Annotated in this window: 12 protein-coding genes and 2 tRNA genes; 11 read left to right on the forward strand and 3 right to left on the reverse strand. The window is 43.9% G+C overall.

Annotation, left to right across the window (positions count from 1 at the left end; genetic code table 11):
* The first annotated feature begins 604 nt into the window (after positions 1–604).
* The 6 genes from HXT41_RS00005 (at position 605) to HXT41_RS00030 (ending at position 10,374) form a co-directional block, all read left to right on the forward strand.
* On the forward strand, positions 605–6,682 hold the full coding sequence (locus HXT41_RS00005; RefSeq protein WP_421788675.1) for a S8 family serine peptidase: 6,078 nt from the start codon (positions 605–607) through the stop codon (positions 6,680–6,682).
* 124 nt (positions 6,683–6,806) lie between these two features.
* A complete protein-coding gene (locus HXT41_RS00010) occupies positions 6,807–7,910 on the forward strand; it encodes a class C sortase (RefSeq protein ID WP_421788677.1) in 1,104 nt (367 codons plus the stop codon).
* Positions 7,911–8,288: 378 nt separating this feature from the next.
* A tRNA-Lys gene (locus tag HXT41_RS00015) sits at positions 8,289–8,362 on the forward strand.
* Between the two features lie 120 nt (positions 8,363–8,482).
* Positions 8,483–9,889, forward strand: a complete 1,407-nt coding sequence (gene xseA, locus HXT41_RS00020; RefSeq protein WP_421788823.1) for an exodeoxyribonuclease VII large subunit — start codon at positions 8,483–8,485, stop codon at positions 9,887–9,889.
* 48 nt (positions 9,890–9,937) lie between these two features.
* Positions 9,938–10,258: an exodeoxyribonuclease VII small subunit gene (locus HXT41_RS00025; protein WP_004110585.1), complete on the forward strand. Its 321-nt coding sequence runs from the start codon at positions 9,938–9,940 to the stop codon at positions 10,256–10,258.
* Between the two features lie 43 nt (positions 10,259–10,301).
* Positions 10,302–10,374, forward strand: a tRNA-Arg gene (locus HXT41_RS00030).
* Positions 10,375–10,589: 215 nt separating this feature from the next.
* Here HXT41_RS00030 and HXT41_RS00035 read toward each other — a convergent pair.
* On the reverse strand, positions 10,590–10,880 hold the full coding sequence (locus HXT41_RS00035) for an addiction module antidote protein (RefSeq protein WP_016636961.1): 291 nt from the start codon (positions 10,878–10,880) through the stop codon (positions 10,590–10,592).
* A gap of 174 nt (positions 10,881–11,054) precedes the next feature.
* Here HXT41_RS00035 and HXT41_RS00040 point away from each other — a divergent pair, with 174 nt between their 5' ends.
* Both HXT41_RS00040 and ileS read left to right on the forward strand, forming a co-directional pair.
* Positions 11,055–11,357: a type II toxin-antitoxin system RelB/DinJ family antitoxin gene (locus tag HXT41_RS00040; RefSeq protein ID WP_421788679.1), complete on the forward strand. Its 303-nt coding sequence runs from the start codon at positions 11,055–11,057 to the stop codon at positions 11,355–11,357.
* A gap of 335 nt (positions 11,358–11,692) precedes the next feature.
* Positions 11,693–15,103 (forward strand): mupirocin-resistant isoleucine--tRNA ligase, encoded by a 3,411-nt coding sequence (ileS, locus tag HXT41_RS00045; RefSeq protein WP_421788681.1) that lies wholly within the window; start codon positions 11,693–11,695, stop codon positions 15,101–15,103.
* 89 nt (positions 15,104–15,192) lie between these two features.
* Here the strand turns inward: ileS and HXT41_RS00050 are convergent, their stop codons facing one another.
* Together HXT41_RS00050 and HXT41_RS00055 are read right to left on the reverse strand one after the other, a co-directional pair.
* Positions 15,193–15,396 (reverse strand): hypothetical protein, encoded by a 204-nt coding sequence (locus HXT41_RS00050; RefSeq protein ID WP_033888599.1) that lies wholly within the window; start codon positions 15,394–15,396, stop codon positions 15,193–15,195.
* A complete protein-coding gene (locus tag HXT41_RS00055; protein WP_004110572.1) occupies positions 15,374–15,649 on the reverse strand; it encodes a BrnT family toxin in 276 nt (91 codons plus the stop codon). Before HXT41_RS00055 ends, HXT41_RS00050 begins: the two co-directional genes overlap by 23 nt.
* A gap of 341 nt (positions 15,650–15,990) precedes the next feature.
* Between HXT41_RS00055 and HXT41_RS00060 the strand changes: the two genes are divergently transcribed.
* The 3 genes from HXT41_RS00060 (at position 15,991) to HXT41_RS00070 (ending at position 19,996) form a co-directional block, all read left to right on the forward strand.
* Positions 15,991–16,920, forward strand: coding sequence for an ABC transporter permease (locus tag HXT41_RS00060; RefSeq protein ID WP_421788683.1), 930 nt, complete (start codon positions 15,991–15,993; stop codon positions 16,918–16,920).
* Positions 16,917–18,113 carry an ABC transporter permease gene (locus tag HXT41_RS00065; RefSeq protein WP_415685083.1) on the forward strand — a complete coding sequence of 399 codons (1,197 nt, stop codon included), beginning with the start codon at positions 16,917–16,919 and terminating at the stop codon, positions 18,111–18,113. The genes HXT41_RS00060 and HXT41_RS00065 overlap by 4 nt, the downstream gene beginning before the upstream one ends.
* A 173-nt stretch (positions 18,114–18,286) precedes the next feature.
* A complete protein-coding gene (locus HXT41_RS00070; RefSeq protein WP_421783031.1) occupies positions 18,287–19,996 on the forward strand; it encodes an ABC transporter substrate-binding protein in 1,710 nt (569 codons plus the stop codon).
* Positions 19,997–20,002: the final 6 nt, after the last annotated feature.

The raw sequence follows: 20,002 nt of genomic DNA on the forward strand, positions 1-20,002 counted from the left end.
CTAAAGTAGCGCAATCCCTCCAAACGTGAGATAACTCTCGCGCGAGCGTAAAATTTAGGTCATTTGCGCATATCGTCGGTTGGCTGAAAAATTTACGGTTTATATTGCGCAACGTACTAACATTAGTTGGTAAACCAGCAATATTTTTTTAAAAAACATTGTCAAAATGCAAGGTTGTTGAAAAATTCTGTAAATTATATGTTAACTACAGATTTTTTACATGTTACTTGTGGAAAAGTGTTTGCGAGGAAATGGCGTAATTTAGCCATTTTTTCTATCCTAAATACAAATTTTTCAAATTTTATTTGCTAAATTAACAAGTTAAAAAAATTTTTTCTCTTTAAACAAGTGCTAGAGTATATGAAAAATATTTTGTTGCACTTGCAAAAATACACCATTATTTGCTGTTTGCATGGGGGGGGGGTATATCTCTTATGCGATATTTAGCGGAAATGATTCAAACTAGCGTAACAAAAATATTTACACCCGCATGAAAAATTTTGGCAGCCAGTATGAAAGATTTTGGCTGCTGGCATGAGTTTGTGATAGCTAGAACCGAAATTTTTCCGGGATAACAACCACCATTTTGAAGGAGAGTATGTTTATGAAGTTCAAACGAACGTCATATCTGACTCGTTTAGCAGCATTAAGTGTGGCCGCGGCGACGCTTATGGTGCCGCTTGGTACAGTTCCTGCGGCATTTGCAAAAAATGATAATGAAACTAAAAAAGATGAGAATACACTTGTCTCTAAGATGCTTGATTCATCTTTAAAAGATAATAGTGAGATTAAGTCTATAGAAGATTTACGCCATGTTAATCCAACTCTTGCTAAAGCTTTTGAGAATTACAGTAAAAAAGATCAATTTAATAAAAATTCAAATGCTCAAGTGACTGTTGTTGTTACGTTGAAAAATAATCATCCGAAACTCACGAATTATGACGAAAAAGCCAACATTCATGAGCAGAATGTTTTAATTAACCGCGTAAAGTCAAAGTACAATATGACGGTTCGTCGCCAAGTTGGTTATTTAATGAGTGCTTTTGAAGCTACTCTCCCTGAAAAACACGTTCAAGATTTGAAACGTGAGCCAGGTGTAGTTTCTGTCGCAAAAGAACGTTTATATCATCCAATGGAAAATACTGCACGTAATTTGCAAGGTGTGCAAGCTGCGTTTAAAAAATATCATCTTGATGGCACTGGTATGTTGGTTTCCATCATCGATACGGGCATAGATCCAACTCACCAAGATATGAAGCTTGATGCTTCAGCTAAGACGCATCTTCGATTACAACCAACAGGTAAAGGCAACACTACTGACAAAGTGCCTGCAGGTTTCAATTACGCTGATGAAAATACTAATTTCACAGACTCGGGTGCGGAACAGCATGGCATGCACGTAGCTGGTATTGTGGCTGCTAACGGCGATGAGACTGGTGCTCCTGCATCTGAACATAATCGTGTTGATGGCATAGCTCCAAACGCTCAGCTGCTTGCTATGAAAGTATTCTCAAACGTGCCGGGTTCGCATGGTGCTCGTGATGTTGATATTGTTGCTGCAATCGAGGATTCTGTAAAGCTTGGTGCTGATGTTATTAACATGTCTCTCGGATCAGATAACGGTTTTGGTGGAACTTCTAATGCTACATCTCTCGCTTTAAAGAAGGCTCACGAAGCTGGTGTGCTTCCAGTTATTTCTGCAGGAAACTCCGGCTTGAACTTCTCTGAAAGTGGTGGCATAGACGATGTTCTAGGTAAGTGGGATGATGCAACTCTTGGTTCACCATCTTCTTATCCTTCTGCTTTCAGCGTTGCTTCTGTAGAAAATTCAAATATTACTCAGCAGTCTGCAAATTGGGTTGGAAAAGATGGCAAGTCACATACTTTGCCGTACAGCTATTCTATTGGTTCTTTAACGGATGCACTATCTCAGCATGAACTTATGGATGCTAAAAAAGCCACTAAAGCTGATGTTAAAGATCTTGATCTTACAGGTAAATATGCTCTCGTAGAACGTGGCGATATCAGTTTTACTGAAAAGTTTAATAATGCGATTTCTAAAGGTGCTAAAGGTGTGATTGTTTACAATCACGACAAAGATTCATCCTTATTCATAGGAATGGGTGGATTGGACAAAATCAAAGGTTGCTTTGGTGCGTCTATTCCTCGTTCTTATGCATTAGAAATTAAAAAAGCATTAGATAATGGTGAGAAAGTAAAGATTGCTTTCACTGAACAATTCGTTACTATCGCCAATCCGGATGATGGGAAGCCTTCTAGCTTTACTTCTTGGGGTCCAACTCCAGAATTTGATTTTAAACCTCAAATTGCTGGTATCGGTGGTAATGTTTGGTCTACGCAGAATGGAAATAAGTACACCAGCATGTCTGGTACTTCCATGGCTGCTCCAAACGTTTCCGGTCTTTCAGCGTTAGTGATGGAAAGCTATAAGAAGCGTTTCCCTGATCTTAAAAAGTCTGAAATGGCTACTCGTGTAAGCCAAGCATTAATGAATACAGCAAGTATTATTGGACATAAAGATTCTGCAGATAGTAGGAAAATTCCTTACGCTCCTCGTCAAATTGGCGCTGGTTTAGCTCAGGTCGATAAAGCTGTTGCTACTAACGTGATTGCAACAGTCAACGGCAATTCGTACGTTGCTCTTAAAAACGTGAATTCTAATCGCAACTTTACAGTTACTTTGCATAATTATGGTAAGACTCCAGTAAAATTTGCTGTCCCAGATCAGGATGTTGTAAATGAGTCTAATGAGGCCAATAAAGATACAGTAACCTCTATTAGTGATACTGAAACGTTGCAATCAAAAACGCGTGAAGTTACGGTAAAGCCTGACAAAACCGCTGATGTTAAGTTTACGTTAAGCCCAAATCGTTCTAAAGGCAATCATTATATTGAAGGTTGGGCGCGATTTGAATCGCTTACTGATACTCAGCCAGATGTTTCTGTGCCATATCTTGGCTTTGTTGGCGATTGGAACGATGAACCTATAATGGTAAAACCGGGAGAAAGCTATAGTGCAAGCCACAGTGATCTTACGACATCATTGCTTTCGGTAGCTGGTTTTATGGGTAAACTTCCGGTTAATAATGAAACGAAGCCTTATGTACTTGGCGAATTTTCACCTGCAAATAGAGATGGCTGGATGGATTATGTTGTTCCATCTATGGCTATATTCCGCGGTGCATCTGAAGTAAAATATTCTGTGTTGGATTCACATAATAAAACTAAGATTGTTCTTGGAACAGAACACAACGTGAATCGTTCTACTATTTCTAATGTTGGAGCAACCGATGGTTTAGCTGGAAATTTCGACGGGTCTGTGTGGAATCCAAAAACAAGTAGGTTTGACATTCTTCCTGATGGATGGTACACGTATCGTATTCAAGCTCGCTTAGGAGATAAGTTTGATTGGCAAACTTATGACATGAAGGTAGCAATCGATAATCATGGACCTAAAGTCACAGTATCTGATCGTGATGCTAACGGCAATGTGAAGATTGTTATTAGTGATGAGTTAAGCCCTGATCCTGGCGTACCAACTATTCATCTTCCTGGTGTAAAGGATGCCTTGAACTATGGTGATGAAGACACTCAATGCCCGTTGAATGAAGCAACTCGTACGCGAGTGTGCAAGACTATTCACATTGGTAATGAAGCTCAATACATAGATGTGCTTGTTCGAGACAATGCTATGAATTCAACTGAGGTTAAAAAGGTATTCGACACATATGCTGTGAAGAAACCGGATGGTTCAGAAGAATCTAAGAAGAACAAGAAGTTTATTATTCCAAATGAACAAAAACTTACTTCTCAACAAATTAAAGTTAATGCTCTAGAAGAAAGTAAGACCGACCCAGATATTAATGGTAAGTTCTATCTTGAGGGATATCTCACTAAAGATGTTGCTTCTATAAAAGCTTATGTGACTCCTGAAGGCGGTAAAAAGCAGGAAGTCAAATTAGCTAAAAAGCGCAAGGGTGAGAATACTTTCTATGCGTTTGTGCCACTGAAAAATGGTGAAAATACTGTGATGCTTAAAGCTTTTGATAGTAAGGGTGACCGTATTGGCAATAAGAAACTTGTTTTAAAGTTTAATGCACAAACACCTAAGATTACTGTTGATGGTCTTGACAACAAGGGTAATTTGCCTGTAGCTGCAGATGGTAAAGTAACTGTTGCTGGTAAAGTAACTGATACTCCTGGAGATACTGTAAAGCTAACGCTTAATTATCAAAAGGCTGCTGACAACACTACTGCAGCTAATGCAGTTGCTGGTTCTGTGAACAATCATGCTTCTGGTTCTGCCTCTGAATCTACTACTAAAGCTGTTTCTGGTGCTAATACAACTTCAGCAGCGAATATTAATGCAAATGTGAAGCAAGCAGATATAGCTGCAGCTAGTAAAGAAACTGAAGAAGTAGTAACTGTTGGTAAAGACGGTAGCTTCAAAACAGTTATTACTCCTGCCGCTAAAGCTGTTATGGTAACTCTTGTAGCTACTGATTCTGCTGAAAACACTACAACTATAGGTTTGGCTCTCGCTGGTCGTTCAACTCCTACGCCTAAACCTGCAGCTGCAACAAAAGATTTCATGCTTACTAATGCTGGCTCTATGGGTTCTTATGCGTGGTTAATTCATAAGAAGAATAATGGTCCAGACGTTATTGGCTCTGATTACTTTGTTGCTCAAGGTGATGTGAGTTCCAAAGTGACTAGCGTGGTGTTTACTCCAGCTTCGCGTTTTGATGCTACAACTAAGAATCTTGTAACTCCAAACCCATTGCGTGCTGAAATTAAGAACGGAAAGTTTAGTGTAAAGCTTCCAATGCATCCGGGTATAAATGATTTCCGCTTGCAGGTGAACACCAAATCAACTGACGAAGATGCTGATGAAGACGATGAAACGAATGTAATCGATACTCCTGCAGCATTCTACTTCGACATTACGCCTCCAACAGCACATTTCGATACTCCAAAACTGTATGGTCACACGTTGTTCACCAATCGTGACACAGTGACTTTCAGTGGAAATGTATCAGATGATGCTTTCGGCCAAACTTTGCGAATTAATAATGATTCTGTAGGTGATTTCTACACTTTGGACACGAATGGTAAAGAAACAACTCGTCGCCGATTCTCAACTGACATTCAAGTAGACAATGGTGATAAGTTGCTGCTGCACTTAAGTGATCAGGTTGAATCTCATTTACTTGGTGTGATTCCAGTTGTTCTTGATGAAGTTGATCCTACTGTTAAAGCAGGTTTGGTTGAAGGCGAAGAAATCACTGATGGTCACGAAATTACTGTTAAAGCAGAAGATGATAATTTGAAGTCTTTGCGCGTTATAGTTGATGGTCATCCAGTAGCGTATACGGAAAATTATCTTCCAACTACAGCAGTAGAGGACACATTAGTGGATGTTTCTAAGGTTAACGATAATCCAACTCCAGATAAGCCAAGTTCTACAACATTAACGTTGAAGATTCCTACTAAGAAGTTGGTTGATGGTACTCACACTATCACTATTGAGGCGACCGATTTTGCTGGTAATACAGCAAGCGACGCAAGTAATAATGCAAATGGAGCTACTGCATATACATTCACGGTGAAGAATGGTGTGAAGCCTGGTGAGAATCCAACGAAGCCAAGTAATTCAGGAACCAAGGATGAGTCAACTCAAACTGATTCTGCACCAATTCCTCCTGCTTCTACAAAAAAGATCCAAAAGTCTCTTGCTGGATTAGAAACCAAGAATGTCACAGCTGGAAAGGAAGTAAAGATTTATGTTTCTGGACAGCCTGAAGCTGTGAAGAAAGCCAAATCCGGTGATCGCATGTATGCGTTCATTTACTCTGATCCTAAGGATCTTAAGGGTGAAGATGGTCATGAATATGTGACAGTGCATACTGATGAAAACGGTAAGTACTATTTCAAGGCTTTGATTCCTAGCGGATATTCAGGTAAGCACACAATCTTACTTATGGATGCAAATGGTAACCAGATTGCTTCTGGAGGGGTATCTGTATCTTCCTCTGCTTCTTCTGATAGTGGCAGCCAAACTGATTCTGATAATAAGAATAATCAGAACCAGAATGGTAGCGGTAATGTTGGTAATACTGGCAACTCTGGTAATACTGGTAATAGCGAAGGTGGAAGCACAGGTCACGGTAACGGTAGTGGCAACAACGGTGGCAGCACTAGTGGTAATGCAAGCGGTAATACTAGCGGTAATACTAGCGGTAATGCCAGCGGTGATACCAACAATAATAGCCGCGGTGGTAATCATGGCGGTAGCCACAGCTCTAACCACGGCGGTAATCATGGTGGAAAATCCTTCACTACTGTAGGTAATTCCAGTAATAATTCGGAGTCGTCCTCAAAGGATGATGCGGATTCTACTAATGCAGGCGCATCCGCTGCATCCGGCGATGCCGCTGCCAATGGCAACGCAAGTTCTTCCAATGGCAACGCAAGTGTTGCGAATGCTAACGCTGCTGAAAAGGAGCAGGCTGCCGCTAAGTCTGCAGCCAAGAAGATGACTTCTGACTTGGCGATGACTGGTAGCAGTGTGATTGGCATGGTTGTGACGTTTATGGTGCTGCTTGCAAGCGGTGCTGTAACGTTTAAAACTCGCCGCCATCATACGCACACAAGAAAGTAAATAAACAAAATAAGTAAATAAACAAAATAAGTAAATAAATAAAAAAGTAAATAAACAAAGAGCACTTTCATCCTTTAGTAAGGTGGGAGTGCTCTTTGCTCCTTGTTTATTTATTGGAGGAATTATGAAGTTGGCTGATTTTGCAGAGTCTGCTCGCGCGCTATTTAAGCGGCTGACTCGTATGCGCGCTAATAAGTCCTCCAAAAGTGCGGAATCTTCCGCAAGCTCTGGAATCGCTGCATCTTCCGAAAATACTGAATCTGCGCAGTCTACGCAGTCTTCGCAATCTTCATCATCACAAGAGCAATCTTCCCCAAAACCAATGTCCACACTTCGCAAGCTGGCTGAGCCGATTGCGCTTGTTACTATTGGCATTTTGTGTTTCAGCTATCCTGTGGTTTCTACTTTGGTCAACAACCATGCTGCCAAGGAACTTTCAATCGAGTATGACAAATTAAATAAGGAAAAGACTAAAGAAAATCGCGCGGAAATTTTGGGAAAAGCGCGTGAATACAACGTTCGCCACAAGGCGATTATTAGCGCGGACCCGTATAACGGCAATAACGACTACATGGACACTCCCGAATATAAAGAGTACGAAAAAGTGCTTAGTGAGCCGATGGGGATTATGGGCATCGTGAAAATACCGAAAATTGGCGTGAGACTGCCGATTTACCATGGAACTACTCAAGATACTCTCGCGATGGGAGCGGGGCATTTGTACGGCACGGATTTGCCGGTGGGCGGCAAAAGCAGGCACACGGTTGTGACGGCGCATACGGGTATGCCGGATGCCACAATGTTCGACGATTTAAACACGCTGAAAAAAGGCGATTACTTCTATTTTGATGTGCAAGGCAAGACTCTTCGGTACAAAGTGTTTCGCATAAATGTGGTAGAGCCGAACGATATTCGTTTGCTGCGGCGTGAGAAGGGGTGCGACTTGGCGACGCTGATTACGTGTACCCCGTATGGAATTAACACGCAAAGGCTGCTCGTGACGGGGTATCGCGTGCTGCCGGATCCTGCCAACGTGCCGGGCGACCATATGCAGTGGTCGTTGTGGATGACGTTGTTTGTGATATCGATGGTGATGTCTGCGGTGTTGATGGCGATGATGCTGATTGCGTCGTTGCGAAAGAAGAATGGTGTGAGTAGTGTGCAAGGCAGGCATTTGCTGGCGGTTTCGCGCAAAATGTTGCGTAAGTTGCGCGAACTGCCTGCCTGAGCGCGCGCAATGCTGCGCTCAAGCAAGTCGTCGCGCACGTAAAGCACACTGTGCTTTCAGCATTGAGTCGTCGCTACCGCATTGGGTCGCTTTTCGCGCTACGCATTAAGCGAAAAGCGAGGCAATTATATTTGTGTCTTATTGGATTATTGGTCGTCAGATTACGCTTTCTTAGGAATATAAAGAAAGCGTAATCGTGTGCGCGCTTGCGTGGAAAGAGCACTGGGCTTTCCACATTGAGCAAGCGCTACCGCATTAGTGTATCGAGAAGCGCGCTGTGCTGCTTCTCGATACACTAATGCGACACGCCGGCTTGCGCGCAAGCTCATTCTGAGTATAGTAGTTACTCGGTTCGCGAAACGAGCCAAGATAACCAACGCCCCTTTAGCTCAGTTGGTTAGAGCAGCTGACTCTTAATCAGCGTGTCCAGGGTTCGAATCCCTGAGGGGGCACAAGCGAAACCCAAGCTTCATCGCTTGGGTTTTTTCGTATCTAATCCCTCCGCTACGCATATGCAGCAGCGCGCGTTTGTCCCTCTTTGCAGTCAAGCTGGAAACATGACCTCGTCAAATATGATGCCGCAATTATTTCAGGATGATGCCCAGCTTGAACAGCCGCAACAACCGCTGCTAAATTTAGCACAGTCGCAGTCGCAACAAGTTCAGTCGCAGCTGCAATCACTTACGTCGCAGCAAGCTCAGCCGCGACAGCTCCCTCTAAAAGCCGCCGACACGACTGCCGAAAATCCATGGCCTGTTGCCGTTTTAAGCCAAAAGTTCCACAGTGCCGTAGAACGATGGCCAGCAGCGTGGATTGAGGGTCAAATCGTCGAAATTAACATGCGCCGCGCTTCTTCTGGTTACATCACCCTTCGCGACAGTAATGAAGAAGTGTCGATTTCAGTAATGGGCTTCAGCAATTTCGTGCAGCAGGCGCGCGAACTTCGCCAGGGCGACCGCGTAGTCGTTCACGGCAAGGCGGATATTTGGGTAAAAGCCACGCGTTTGAGCTTCGTTGCAGACGAAATCCGCCGCGTCGGTGCCGGTGACTTAAAAGCGCAAATTGACGAGTTGCGAAAAAAGCTTAAGGGCGAGGGCTTATTTGACGCTGAAAATAAGGTTCCGCTGCCGGAATTTCCTAAGTGCATCGGACTTGTGTGCGCTCCTCAAGCGCGCGCTGAAGGCGATGTTATTACGAACGTGAATTTGCGCTGGCCTGTTACGCGTTTCAAAGTTGTTCACGCGCACGTGCAGGGCGTGCAGTGCCCGTCGGATATTATTGCCGCAATCGAGCAGCTCGACGCGGACCCGGAGGTTGACGTTATTATCGTTGCTCGCGGCGGCGGTAGCTTTGAAGATTTGATTGGTTTTTCAGACGAAGGCGTGGTTCGCGCTACGGCTGCGTGCGCGACGCCGATTGTGTCTGCAATAGGCCACGAGGACGATTGGACGCTTATCGATTTGGCTGCAGACATGCGCGCTTCAACTCCTACAGATGCTGCAAAGCGCGTGGTTCCGGACGTGCGCGAGCAGTGGCAGCTTATTGATAACGCTTTGCAAACTATGCGCATGCGAATTTCTGCGCGCGTAGACAATGAGATTCGTCTCGTTGAAGGTTATGCGAATCGCCCGAGTCTTACGCGCCCGAGCACTATGCTTGAGCCGCACGAGCGTTTGGTTGAGCAGGCTGTTGAGCGAATGCGTCACGGTTTGGTGCGACTTCTTGACGACGCGAGTTTGACTGTTGAGAAGGCTCACGCAAGCTTGACTGCGTTAAGTCCGCAATCGACTTTGAATCGCGGGTACGCTGTTGTGCAGCTCAGTGGTGGGCGAGTGCTTGACGATGCGGCTTTAGCGAAAGTTGGCGACGATATGACAGTTACGCTTAAAAGTGGCGTGGTTCTTGGCAAGGTGACTGGAACAAAGTCAGCTGTTACTAAGTCTGCTTTCATAAAGCCAAGTAAAAAGTCAAGTAAATAATTTTTTAGATATTTTAGATATTTATTTAGATGCAACGAAAGGTTAGATATGAGTGAGAAAGTAACGAAAAAAGCGGAAGAATCAGCAGAAAACACAGAATTTGCAAGCACACTTACGAAAGAAGAGCGCGCTGCGATTGAGACGATGCCGTACGAAGAGGCTCGCGAAAAGCTGGTTCAGGCGGTTCAAGCGTTGGAAGCTGGCGGTTTGACACTAGATCAGTCCATGCGTCAGTGGGAGATTGGCGAGGCGTTGGCAAAGCGCGCGCAGGGTTTGCTTGCCACGGTTCGCGCTAAGTTGGACGCGGCGCAGGCGGAGCAGTCGGCGACGGCGGCTACGGCTGGCACGCAGTCTAATCTTGAGGATTAAGCGCGCCGCAGTGACACGCCATAGTGTATAATTGCCATTTGTTGTCTCGGTAGCTCAGTGGATAGAGCACCACTCTCCTAAAGTGGGTGTCGTCAGTTCGATTCTGATCCGGGGCACTTTTATGTGTGGACGTTGTGCAGTTTATATTTGTGCAATGATGTTGTGTGCTGTGTATGGTTTGCCTATTTTTTGTTGATAAATATTAGTTTCTTTTGTATAATTTAGCAGTGGTGAAGCCAGGCAGTGTCTGGTTCGCAAAGAGCCAATCAAGCGATTGATTGGCTCTTTGCGCATCTAGTATCGGGGGATTGCAAATTTAATTAGAAGATTATTATTTATTCACTGCAAGTGTCATATGTAATCCTAGTGCTTTTAAGATTTTCGAGATTGTTGCAAATGATGGGTTCCCTTCTTTAGAAAGTGATTTGTACAGTGATTCTCGATTAAGTTTTGTTTCTTGAGCTAGTTTGCTCATTCCATGAGCTTTTGCTATATCTCTTAGAACAAGTTGGACTGTTTTAGTATCTCCATCTTCTAGTGCAATAGCAAGATATTCATCAATTGCTTCCTGTGTGTCTAAGTATTTACTTGCGTCAAACGTTGAAAAAGTAACCTTGTCCATCTTATTGTTCCTCGCGTAATTGTCTTAATTACCTGTTTAAGCCCTGTATATATATATATGAAATTGTAACTTATATACTAAAGAGCAACAATTTATAGATATAATATTGTTTTTTGACATATATGTGTACAATAGACATATAATGTATGTAATTATGACAATGAAGGTGTTTTTATGACTGTTTCCACTGTAGCAAGAATTAATTTCAGAACAGATGAGAAAACTAAGCAAGATGCAGAAGTCTTATTTGATGCTTTAGGTCTTGATATGTCTACTGCGTTAAACATGTTTCTTAAGCAGGCAGTACGTGAACAAGCTCTACCTATTAGTCCGTCACTTGTTACGCCTGTTCCAAACGAGGTAACACTTAAGGCTATGAATCACGCTAATCAAATTATGAATGGCAAAATTTCTGAAGACGGTATTGTTTTTAGCAATGCTAAGGAAGCTAAAGCATTTTTGGATAATATGTCATGAAAATTATTCGCGAGTCGCGAAATTATTCCCAATGTTAGGGGATAGTGTTAGATTATTTCTAACTTAAGCGATGATCCGTTATCGGCGGGGAGTTTTCGGAAGAACGGCGAGGAATCGTAAGATTCTAGCTTATTAGAACCGACGGGGTTGGCCCGCACAGCCAAACACGAGAGGCTATGGGAATAGTTCGATTGCGTTGCATATTTGTGTTACGCACTTGCGTTATGCATTGCGATACACGTTACGTAATCATCTTATAGCAAGCGAGGTGGTACCGCGGCAGTAACTGTCGTCCTCGCAGGGAAATATTCACCCTGTTGAGCGAGGAGAGCACAGTGAGCGAATCCACTAATCCAGCAGCAAACGCGTCCGAAAATACGTCCGCAAATCACGTATACCCAAAGGTAAGTGTTTCAGCATCAACGCAAGAAAACTCCGGCGCGCAAGTTGCACCAAATCCTTCCTTCCCAAAGCTTGAAGAATCAGTTCTCCAATACTGGGATGCAAACAACACTTTCCGCAAGTCAATCGAATACCGTCCGTCCGGCAAGGGTAGTCAAAACGAGTTCGTGTTCTTCGACGGACCTCCATTCGCAAACGGTCTTCCTCACTACGGCCACCTGCTCACAGGCTACGCAAAAGACGTCGTTCCGCGCTATCAGACTATGCGCGGTCGCAAAGTAAACCGCGTTTTTGGTTGGGATACTCACGGTCTTCCTGCAGAGTTGGAAGCGCAGAAGGAACTCGGCATCGAGTCGGTTGAGCAAATCGAAAAAATGGGCATCGCAAAGTTTAACGATGCTTGCCGTGCCAGCGTTTTGAAGTACACAAACGAGTGGCAAAACTACGTGCATCGTCAGGCTCGCTGGGTTGATTTCGAGCGCGGTTACAAAACGCTGAACATTCCATACATGGAATCCGTAATGTGGGCTTTTAAGCAGCTTTATGATAAGGGCTTGGCTTACAAGGGTTACCGCGTGCTTCCGTACTGCCCGAAGGACCAAACTCCACTTTCAGCCCACGAGCTTCGCATGGACGCGGATGTGTACCAGAATCGTCAGGATACTACCGTTTCCGTTGCCGTTAAGCTTCGCGACGAAGCCGACGCTTACGCAGTATTCTGGACCACTACTCCTTGGACTGTGCCAACCAATTTCGCAATCGTAGTTGGCGCAGACATCGACTACGTGGAAGTTCGCCCAACTGAAGGCAAGTTCGCAGGTAAAAAGTTCTACATCGGTAAGCCTTTGCTTGGCTCCTACACTAAGGAACTTGGCGAAAATTACGAAGTTGTGCGCGAACTTAAGGGCGCTGAGATGGCTGGTTGGCGCTACTACCCAGTGTTCCCATACTTTGCAAGCGATTCCGCGCTTTCCGAGGGTGGCACTCCTGGTCCTAACGCTTTTACGATTTTCACTGCAGATTATGTTGACACCGCTGAAGGTACTGGTCTCGTTCACCAGGCTCCTTACGGCGAGGACGATATGAACACGCTTAATGCGCACGAAATTCGCAGCGTTGACGTGCTCGACGCAGGTTGCAAGTTTACAAGCGACTGTCCAGATTACGAAGGCTTGTACGTTTTCGACGCGAACTTGCCAATTTTGCGTAACTTGCGTGCAGGAGACGGTCCGCTTGCTCAAATGCCGGAAGATCAGCGCGCGTTGTTATTCCAAGAAAAAAGCTATGTACACAGCTATCCTCATTGCTGGCGTTGTGCAACTCCGCTTATTTATAAGCCTGTTTCTAGCTGGTTTGTGTCTGTTACGAAGATTAAGAAGCGCTTGCTTGAGCTTAATCAGGAGATTAATTGGATTCCTGGAAACGTTAAGGACGGTCAGTTTGGTAAGTGGCTTTCTAACGCGCGCGACTGGTCGATTAGCCGTAACCGCTTCTGGGGTTCGCCAATTCCAGTGTGGGTGAGTGACGATCCAAAGTATCCTCGCGTAGACGTGTACGGTTCTTTGGAAGAGCTTAAGGCTGATTTTGGCGACTATCCGCGCGATGACGACGGCAATGTGAATATGCACCGCCCGTATATTGATCGCCTTACTCGTCCAAATCCAGACGATCCTACTGGAAAGTCGCAAATGCATCGTATTACGGATGTTCTCGACTGTTGGTTTGAGTCTGGTTCCATGCCTTTCGCGCAGTTCCATTATCCGTTTGAAAATAAGGAATTCTTCGAAGAGCACTTCCCATGCGACTACATCGTTGAATATATTGGTCAGACTCGTGGCTGGTTCTACACGCTTCACATTATGGCTACGGCTCTATTCGACCGCCCAGCTTATAAGAACGTGATTTGCCACGGCATCGTGCTTGGTTCCGACGGCCAGAAGATGAGTAAGCATTTGCGCAATTACCCGGATGTGAACGGCGTTTTCAACGAGTACGGTTCGGACGCAATGCGCTGGTTCCTCATGTCTTCGCCAATTTTGCGCGGTGGCAATTTGATTGTGACTGCAGACGGCATTAGGGATACGGTTCGTCAGGTTATGCTTCCAGTTTGGAGCTCGTACTACTTCTTCACTTTGTATGCGAATGCTGCAAACGGTGGTAAGGGTTATGACGCTCGTCGCCTTCGCGCGGATGAGGTTGCAGGACTTTGCAACATGGATCGTTATTTGCTTGCTCGCACGCGTTTGCTTGTTGAGCGCGTAGAAAAGTGCTTGAACGCGTTTGCGATTAGCGATGCTTGCGCAGCAGTTGGCGATTTTATTGACGTGCTTACGAATTGGTATATTCGCGGCAGTCGTGACCGCTTCTGGAATGAAGACGAGACTGCTTTCAACACGCTTTACACTGTGTTGGAAGTGTTCATGCGCACGATTGCTCCTCTTGCTCCTATGGAAGCTGAGGCTGTTTGGCGCGGTCTTACCGGTGGCGAATCCGTGCATTTGGCTGATTGGCCTTATTTGGTGGAGCCTGAAACTCTTTCAGACGGTGAGAAGAACCCTAAGGCTGGAACAGTCACTGAGCTTGGTGCTGTTCTTGCTCATGACGATGCTTTGGTTGCTGCTATGGATAAGGTTCGCGAGGTTGTGTCTTCTGCGCTTTCGTTGCGTAAGGCGGAACAGTTGCGCGTACGCCAGCCATTGGCAAACTTGACGGTTGTTGCAGAAAATACTGCTGCTGTTGAGCCTTACGAGCAGGTTCTTGAGCGCGAGCTTAACGTGAAGAATGTTACATTCTGCACTTTGGAAGACGCAAGCAACCACGGTTTGAAGATTGTTCACGAGCTTAAGGTGAATGCGCGCGCGGCTGGTCCTCGTTTGGGTAAGCAGGTGCAGTTTGCTATTAAGTCTTCTAAGAGTGGCGATTGGCATGTTGATGAGTCTGGAGCTCCTGTTGTTCAGACTCCAAACGGCGAAGTTGCGCTTGTTGAGGGCGAGTATGAGCTTGTAAATCGCGTTGAGTCTTCGGATGCTCAAGCGGCTGCGAATACTGCTTCTGCTGCAATGCCAACTGGCGGTTTCGTTATGCTCGACACTGCTTTGACTAGCGATTTGCTTGCTGAAGGTTACGCTCGCGACGCTATTCGCGCTGTTCAGGATGCCCGTAAGGAGAACGGTTTGGATATTAGTGACCGAATCGCTTTGACTTTGAGCGTGCCAGCTTCGGACGTTGTTAAAGTTGAGCAGTTCCGCGATTTGATTGCGGAGGAGACTTTGGCTACGAGCTTTGAGGTTGTTGAGGCTGATTCTAGCGCAACTGAGCTTAGCGTAACTCTTAAGCGTGCGTAAAACACAACTAACAGCTAATTAACTAAACAAAGCGTGCCGGTGTATTTCAATACGTCGGCACGTTTTGTTTTACTTCTAGTTTTATTTGACTACCGTGTTGTAGCTACTCTAAAGAATTTCATTATTCTCAATATCCATCCAGGCATAATAAAAGTGACGTGCTTTTGTTCGTTCGAGTGGTTCTCTATAATTGGATGCTCCAAATCAAAGTACTCAAGTACGTCTTCGCCGTTATCGAATTTTCTATCAATTTCTTTTCCGCTTATCTCTTTACTTTTTGTGGTGTTTTTCATAATATTGTTCCTCCTTCTTTCGTGATCTTCTTACAGAAATAATACGAATTCGATTATTTCTTTTTGTTATTACTGCAGTCCAATGTTTGCTGTCTATCTTTCCAAAAACTAAGTAGCGAGAGTCATCATTGCCTGAATTTTTGGATTTGATTTCAGTTATTTCATTATTCCAAAGTATTTGAGCTTTTTTGAAACTGATACCATGTTTAGCTAAATTTTTTAAGCTCTTTGCAGGATCGTACTCAAAATTCATACTCACCTTCTATCGTCTATTTTAACGTAAAATAGCATCAATTGAAACTATTTTTAATGATTGTTGTTTTGTATTAAGTATCGTAAATGCTTTAAGTCGGCTTTCCTAGATTTTTTTACGCATTGTGGTTAAAGGCTATTTATAGAAGCAAGCGCTACCGCATTGAGCTTGCTTGAAGCGCACAATGCAGCTTCAAGCAAGAGCAATGTGACACCCCGTTTTCTATGGGTTCCTATAGTGTCGATAAGACAACAATACAAATTTTTACTCGATTTGTGTTTTGCGTTAATTTATATTGCATGATATTCAAAAAGAAAGTGCAGGTGACGAAATGAGTAAAGATGAGAAGGGTCGGTGTATTTCGTTCACGCTATAAGCGTGATTCATCTAGTGTCACCGTTCCTGCTGGAAATAATTCTGGCATTATTATCGGAAGTATAATTATTGCAATTTTTGTGATTTTGGCAATTTTTGCCGATGCTTTTACTGCAATCACTGGCAATAATCCTTATGATGAGCATCCAGAATATTTAGATTTTAATTCTGTTCCAACAGGTTTTGGTGGCATTAATTTCCAGCATTGGTTTGGTCTTACGCCACTTCGTGGTCTTGATATTTTTGCAATTGTGGCTCATGGCGCGCGCGTATCTCTTGGAATTGGCGTCGCTTCTACCATAATATCGCTATTTCTTGGCATCGTAATCGGCATGATTGCAGGGTATTTCAGTGGTTTTGCAGATGCTTTGCTTTCGCGCACAATGGACGTGTTCTTCGGTTTCCCGTTCCTGATTTTTGCGATTGCTTTGTCTGCTGTTGTGCCGCAAGATTTTCCGCGTCCGCTTCTACTAATACTTGTTTTAGGATTTTTTGGTTGGCCAAGTATTGCGCGTTTAGTTCGCGCTCAAACTCTTACGCTTAAATCTCGCAATTTTGCAGTTGCATCTCGCGTAATGGGAGCCGGTACGTGGCATGTTCTTCGTGAACAAATAATGCCAAATATGATGCCGTTGTTGCTTGTGAATGTAACGTTCCTTATTCCTGGACGAATTGGAGCTGAAGCTGCGTTGTCTTTCCTTGGCGTTGGTATGAATCCACCTTCGCCTTCGTGGGGTCGCGCTATTGCGGAAGCTGTGCAGTGGGTTTTAGTTGACCCATGGTATTTACTTTTCCCTGGAACTGCACTGTTCTTGCTAACTTTCGGTTTTAATCTTGTTGGTGACGGTTTGGCCAGTGCTCTTCAGCCTCGCGCTAAAAAGGCGGCGACGGCATGAGATATAAGGAAAATATTAGTAATAGCGATACAAAAAATAGTAATAGCAGTACGAAAAATATCAGCAATAAGCAGAATGTAAATAATACGCAGAAGAAAAATATGCAACAAAATATTAGTAATAACAGCAATAATGAATCCGCAAAAAACCCGCGAATTATTAGCAAAACCGTAGATTTTCTTACGTTTTTAATAAAGCGTTCAGCAAGCGCGGTACTTGTTTTAACACTGATTGCAGTTGTATTATTCCTTATTTTCTTTATGCTCCCAGCGAATCCTGCGCAACTAGCTTGCGGAAAGCCGTGCACTCCTGAGCGTTTGGCTCGAGTTTCCGCATTTATGGGCACGGACGCGCCGTGGTATGAGCAGCTTGGAAACTATATTCGTGGGATATTTTTTGGACGAGAATTTGGAACTAATTCTGCATCCTCAGGAATTTCAGCCGCTGGTGCCGCAATTATCTGCTCGTCTCCATGCTTAGGCTGGTCCTTCACGCTTAACGAACCAGTCACAGATCTTATTATGAGCCGTTTTGCTGTGACAGCTTCTTTGGCGATTGGCGCTGCATTACTTTGGGTAATTATTGGTGTAGTAACCGGAGTGATTTCTGCTTCTAAAGAAGGATCGCTTTTTGATCGTGCATTTAGAGCGCTTTCTTCAGTGGGGATTTCGTCTCCTGCTTACCTGATTGGTATGCTTGCAATACTTGCTTTTGCAGTATATCTGCCAATTTTCCCTACAGGCGGTTATGTGAATTTTTCGGATGATCCTTTAGGTTGGCTGCAGCATTTGCTACTTCCGTGGATTGTTTTGGCGCTTCTTAACGCTGCTTATTATACGCGACTTACTCGTGCTCATATGCTTGACGAGTTGCAACAGGATTATATGCGCACTGCCTTGGCTAAGGGTATGCCGCGAACGAAAGTTATAACTCGTCACGCTCTGCCTAACGTAATGCTTCCTGTGCTAACAATGTTTGGCTTGGATCTAGGCGGTTTGCTTGGCGGTGCTGTGATTACTGAGAGAGTTTTCTCTATGCAAGGTTTGGGTTCGCTACTTCTTGATTCTGTTAAAAATCTTGATTTGCAAGTGCTGGTTGGTGTGACGCTTTTTGCGGCTGCGCTTGTGATTGTTGCGAATCTTATTGTTGACATCTGTTATCGTTTCATCGATCCTCGTGCCGCAGTCTGTTAGTGCCTTTCGAGTGAAATTGTTAGTGGGCGAGGACTAAGCGCTTGCGTTTGCTTGATGCTGCTCGTGTCAGCTCGCTCACTTTTTCTCAAGTTCAAAAATGTTAAATAGCTTATGCGCGAGTTTTAAAGAATTAAATTTTAAATAGAAAAGATTAAAGAAATAAGGGGATTATTATGTTCATTTTCAAAAATAATACGGCTTCAAAGAAAATTCTTGCTTCAACAGCAGCTTTTTCACTACTTACAATTTCACTACTTTCGCTTTCAGCTTGCACAAATTACAACTCTGGGAAAACCAGTATTACGAACACTTCCGTGCTAAATTCTAATCCTAAAAAAGGCGGAACTTTTACAATATTTACGTCAAATACGAATATGAATTTCGATCCAGCGCGCAGTCAGGGTTTGCCAATTACGTCAAATAATTTCATCTTCCGCGCACTTACTACGTGGAAAGTAAGTCCGGATTCAAGCGAGCAAACGCGCGTAGTTCCAGATTTGGCAACGGATACTGGCACAACAAGTGACGGCGGAAAAACTTGGAAATACACTCTTAAAAAGGGTGTTAAGTATGAAGATGGAACCGAAATCACTTCGCACGATATTAAATTTGGTATTGAGCGCTCGTTTGCAGATTCGTTAAGCGGTGGTTTTGGATATCACAAAACTCTTCTTGTTGGAGCTGAAAACTATAGAGGACCATTCGACGGAAAGTCGCTTGATTCGATTGAAACTCCAGATAATCAAACGATTATTTTCCATTTGAAAGCACCTTTTGCAGATTGGCCGTGGGTGACATCTTTGGCTGCATTTGTGCCAGTTCCAACTAGTTCAGGCGATGCTCAGATATATAGTAAAAGGCCGAAATCTTCAGGACCATACAGGATTGTGCAGAACGAAGTTGGAAAGCAAGTTGTAATGCAACGCAATAAGTATTGGGATTCCAAGCTTGACAGTACTCGCACAGCTTCTGCAGATGAAATTGTGTGGAAACTTGGTTCAGACACTACTGTTTCAGCTCAGTCTATGATTCAAGGAAATACGGATACAAAAGCCGCATTTTTGGCTGATTTTGTGCCGCCTGCTCAGCTTGCACAAGCTCAAGCGCATCCTCAATCTCGCAAGTTGCTAACTACTAGTAGTGATGGTGCTCTTGAATATTTGGCTATGAATACGCGCAGAATAACGGATATCAATATTCGAAAAGCGATTCAGTATGCTGTTGATAAGCAGTCGTATCGAACTGCGAAGGGCGGCGAAATTGCTGGAGGTTTTGCTACTACGCTTATTACGCCTGGTATTTCTGGTCGAAAGCAGTTTAATTTGTATTCTGAAGATCCTCGAGGGAACGTTGAGAAAGCTAAACAACTGTTGAAAAAATCAGGTAAAACCGATATTAAGTTGATTCTGATTGCTCGTCCGGATCAAACGCAAGTGGCATCTTCTGTGCAATCAAGTTTAAAGCGAGCTGGTATTAAAGTGACGATTAAAACTGTTGACGCAGTAAACTTTACGGATGCAATTACGTCAAATTCCGGAGATTACGATTTGGCTTTGGCTTCGTGGCAGCCTGATTTTCCTTCTGCTTTTGCGAATTTGGGACCGCTTTTTGATTCTTCGCAAATTGGCGGCGGTAACTGGAATATTTCTCGTTATTCGAATCCTAAAGTAGATGCTTTAATTCGCGAAGCTGTGCAAACTGTTGACGAGAATTCGGCTCATAAACTGTGGCAAAAGGCGGATCACGCTATTATGGAAGATTCTCCTGTTGTTCCGCTTATTTACTCGCATAATACGTTTATTCATGGAAGCGGTGTTGAGAATTTCTACATCGGAAGTTTTCCTGCTTACCCTAATTATGCAGCTGTGTCTTTGAATAGGTGATTGAAG

It is taken from the genome of Gardnerella sp. DNF01189 (assembly GCF_049244195.1).
Classification (GTDB): Bacteria; Actinomycetota; Actinomycetes; order Actinomycetales; family Bifidobacteriaceae; genus Bifidobacterium; species Bifidobacterium swidsinskii.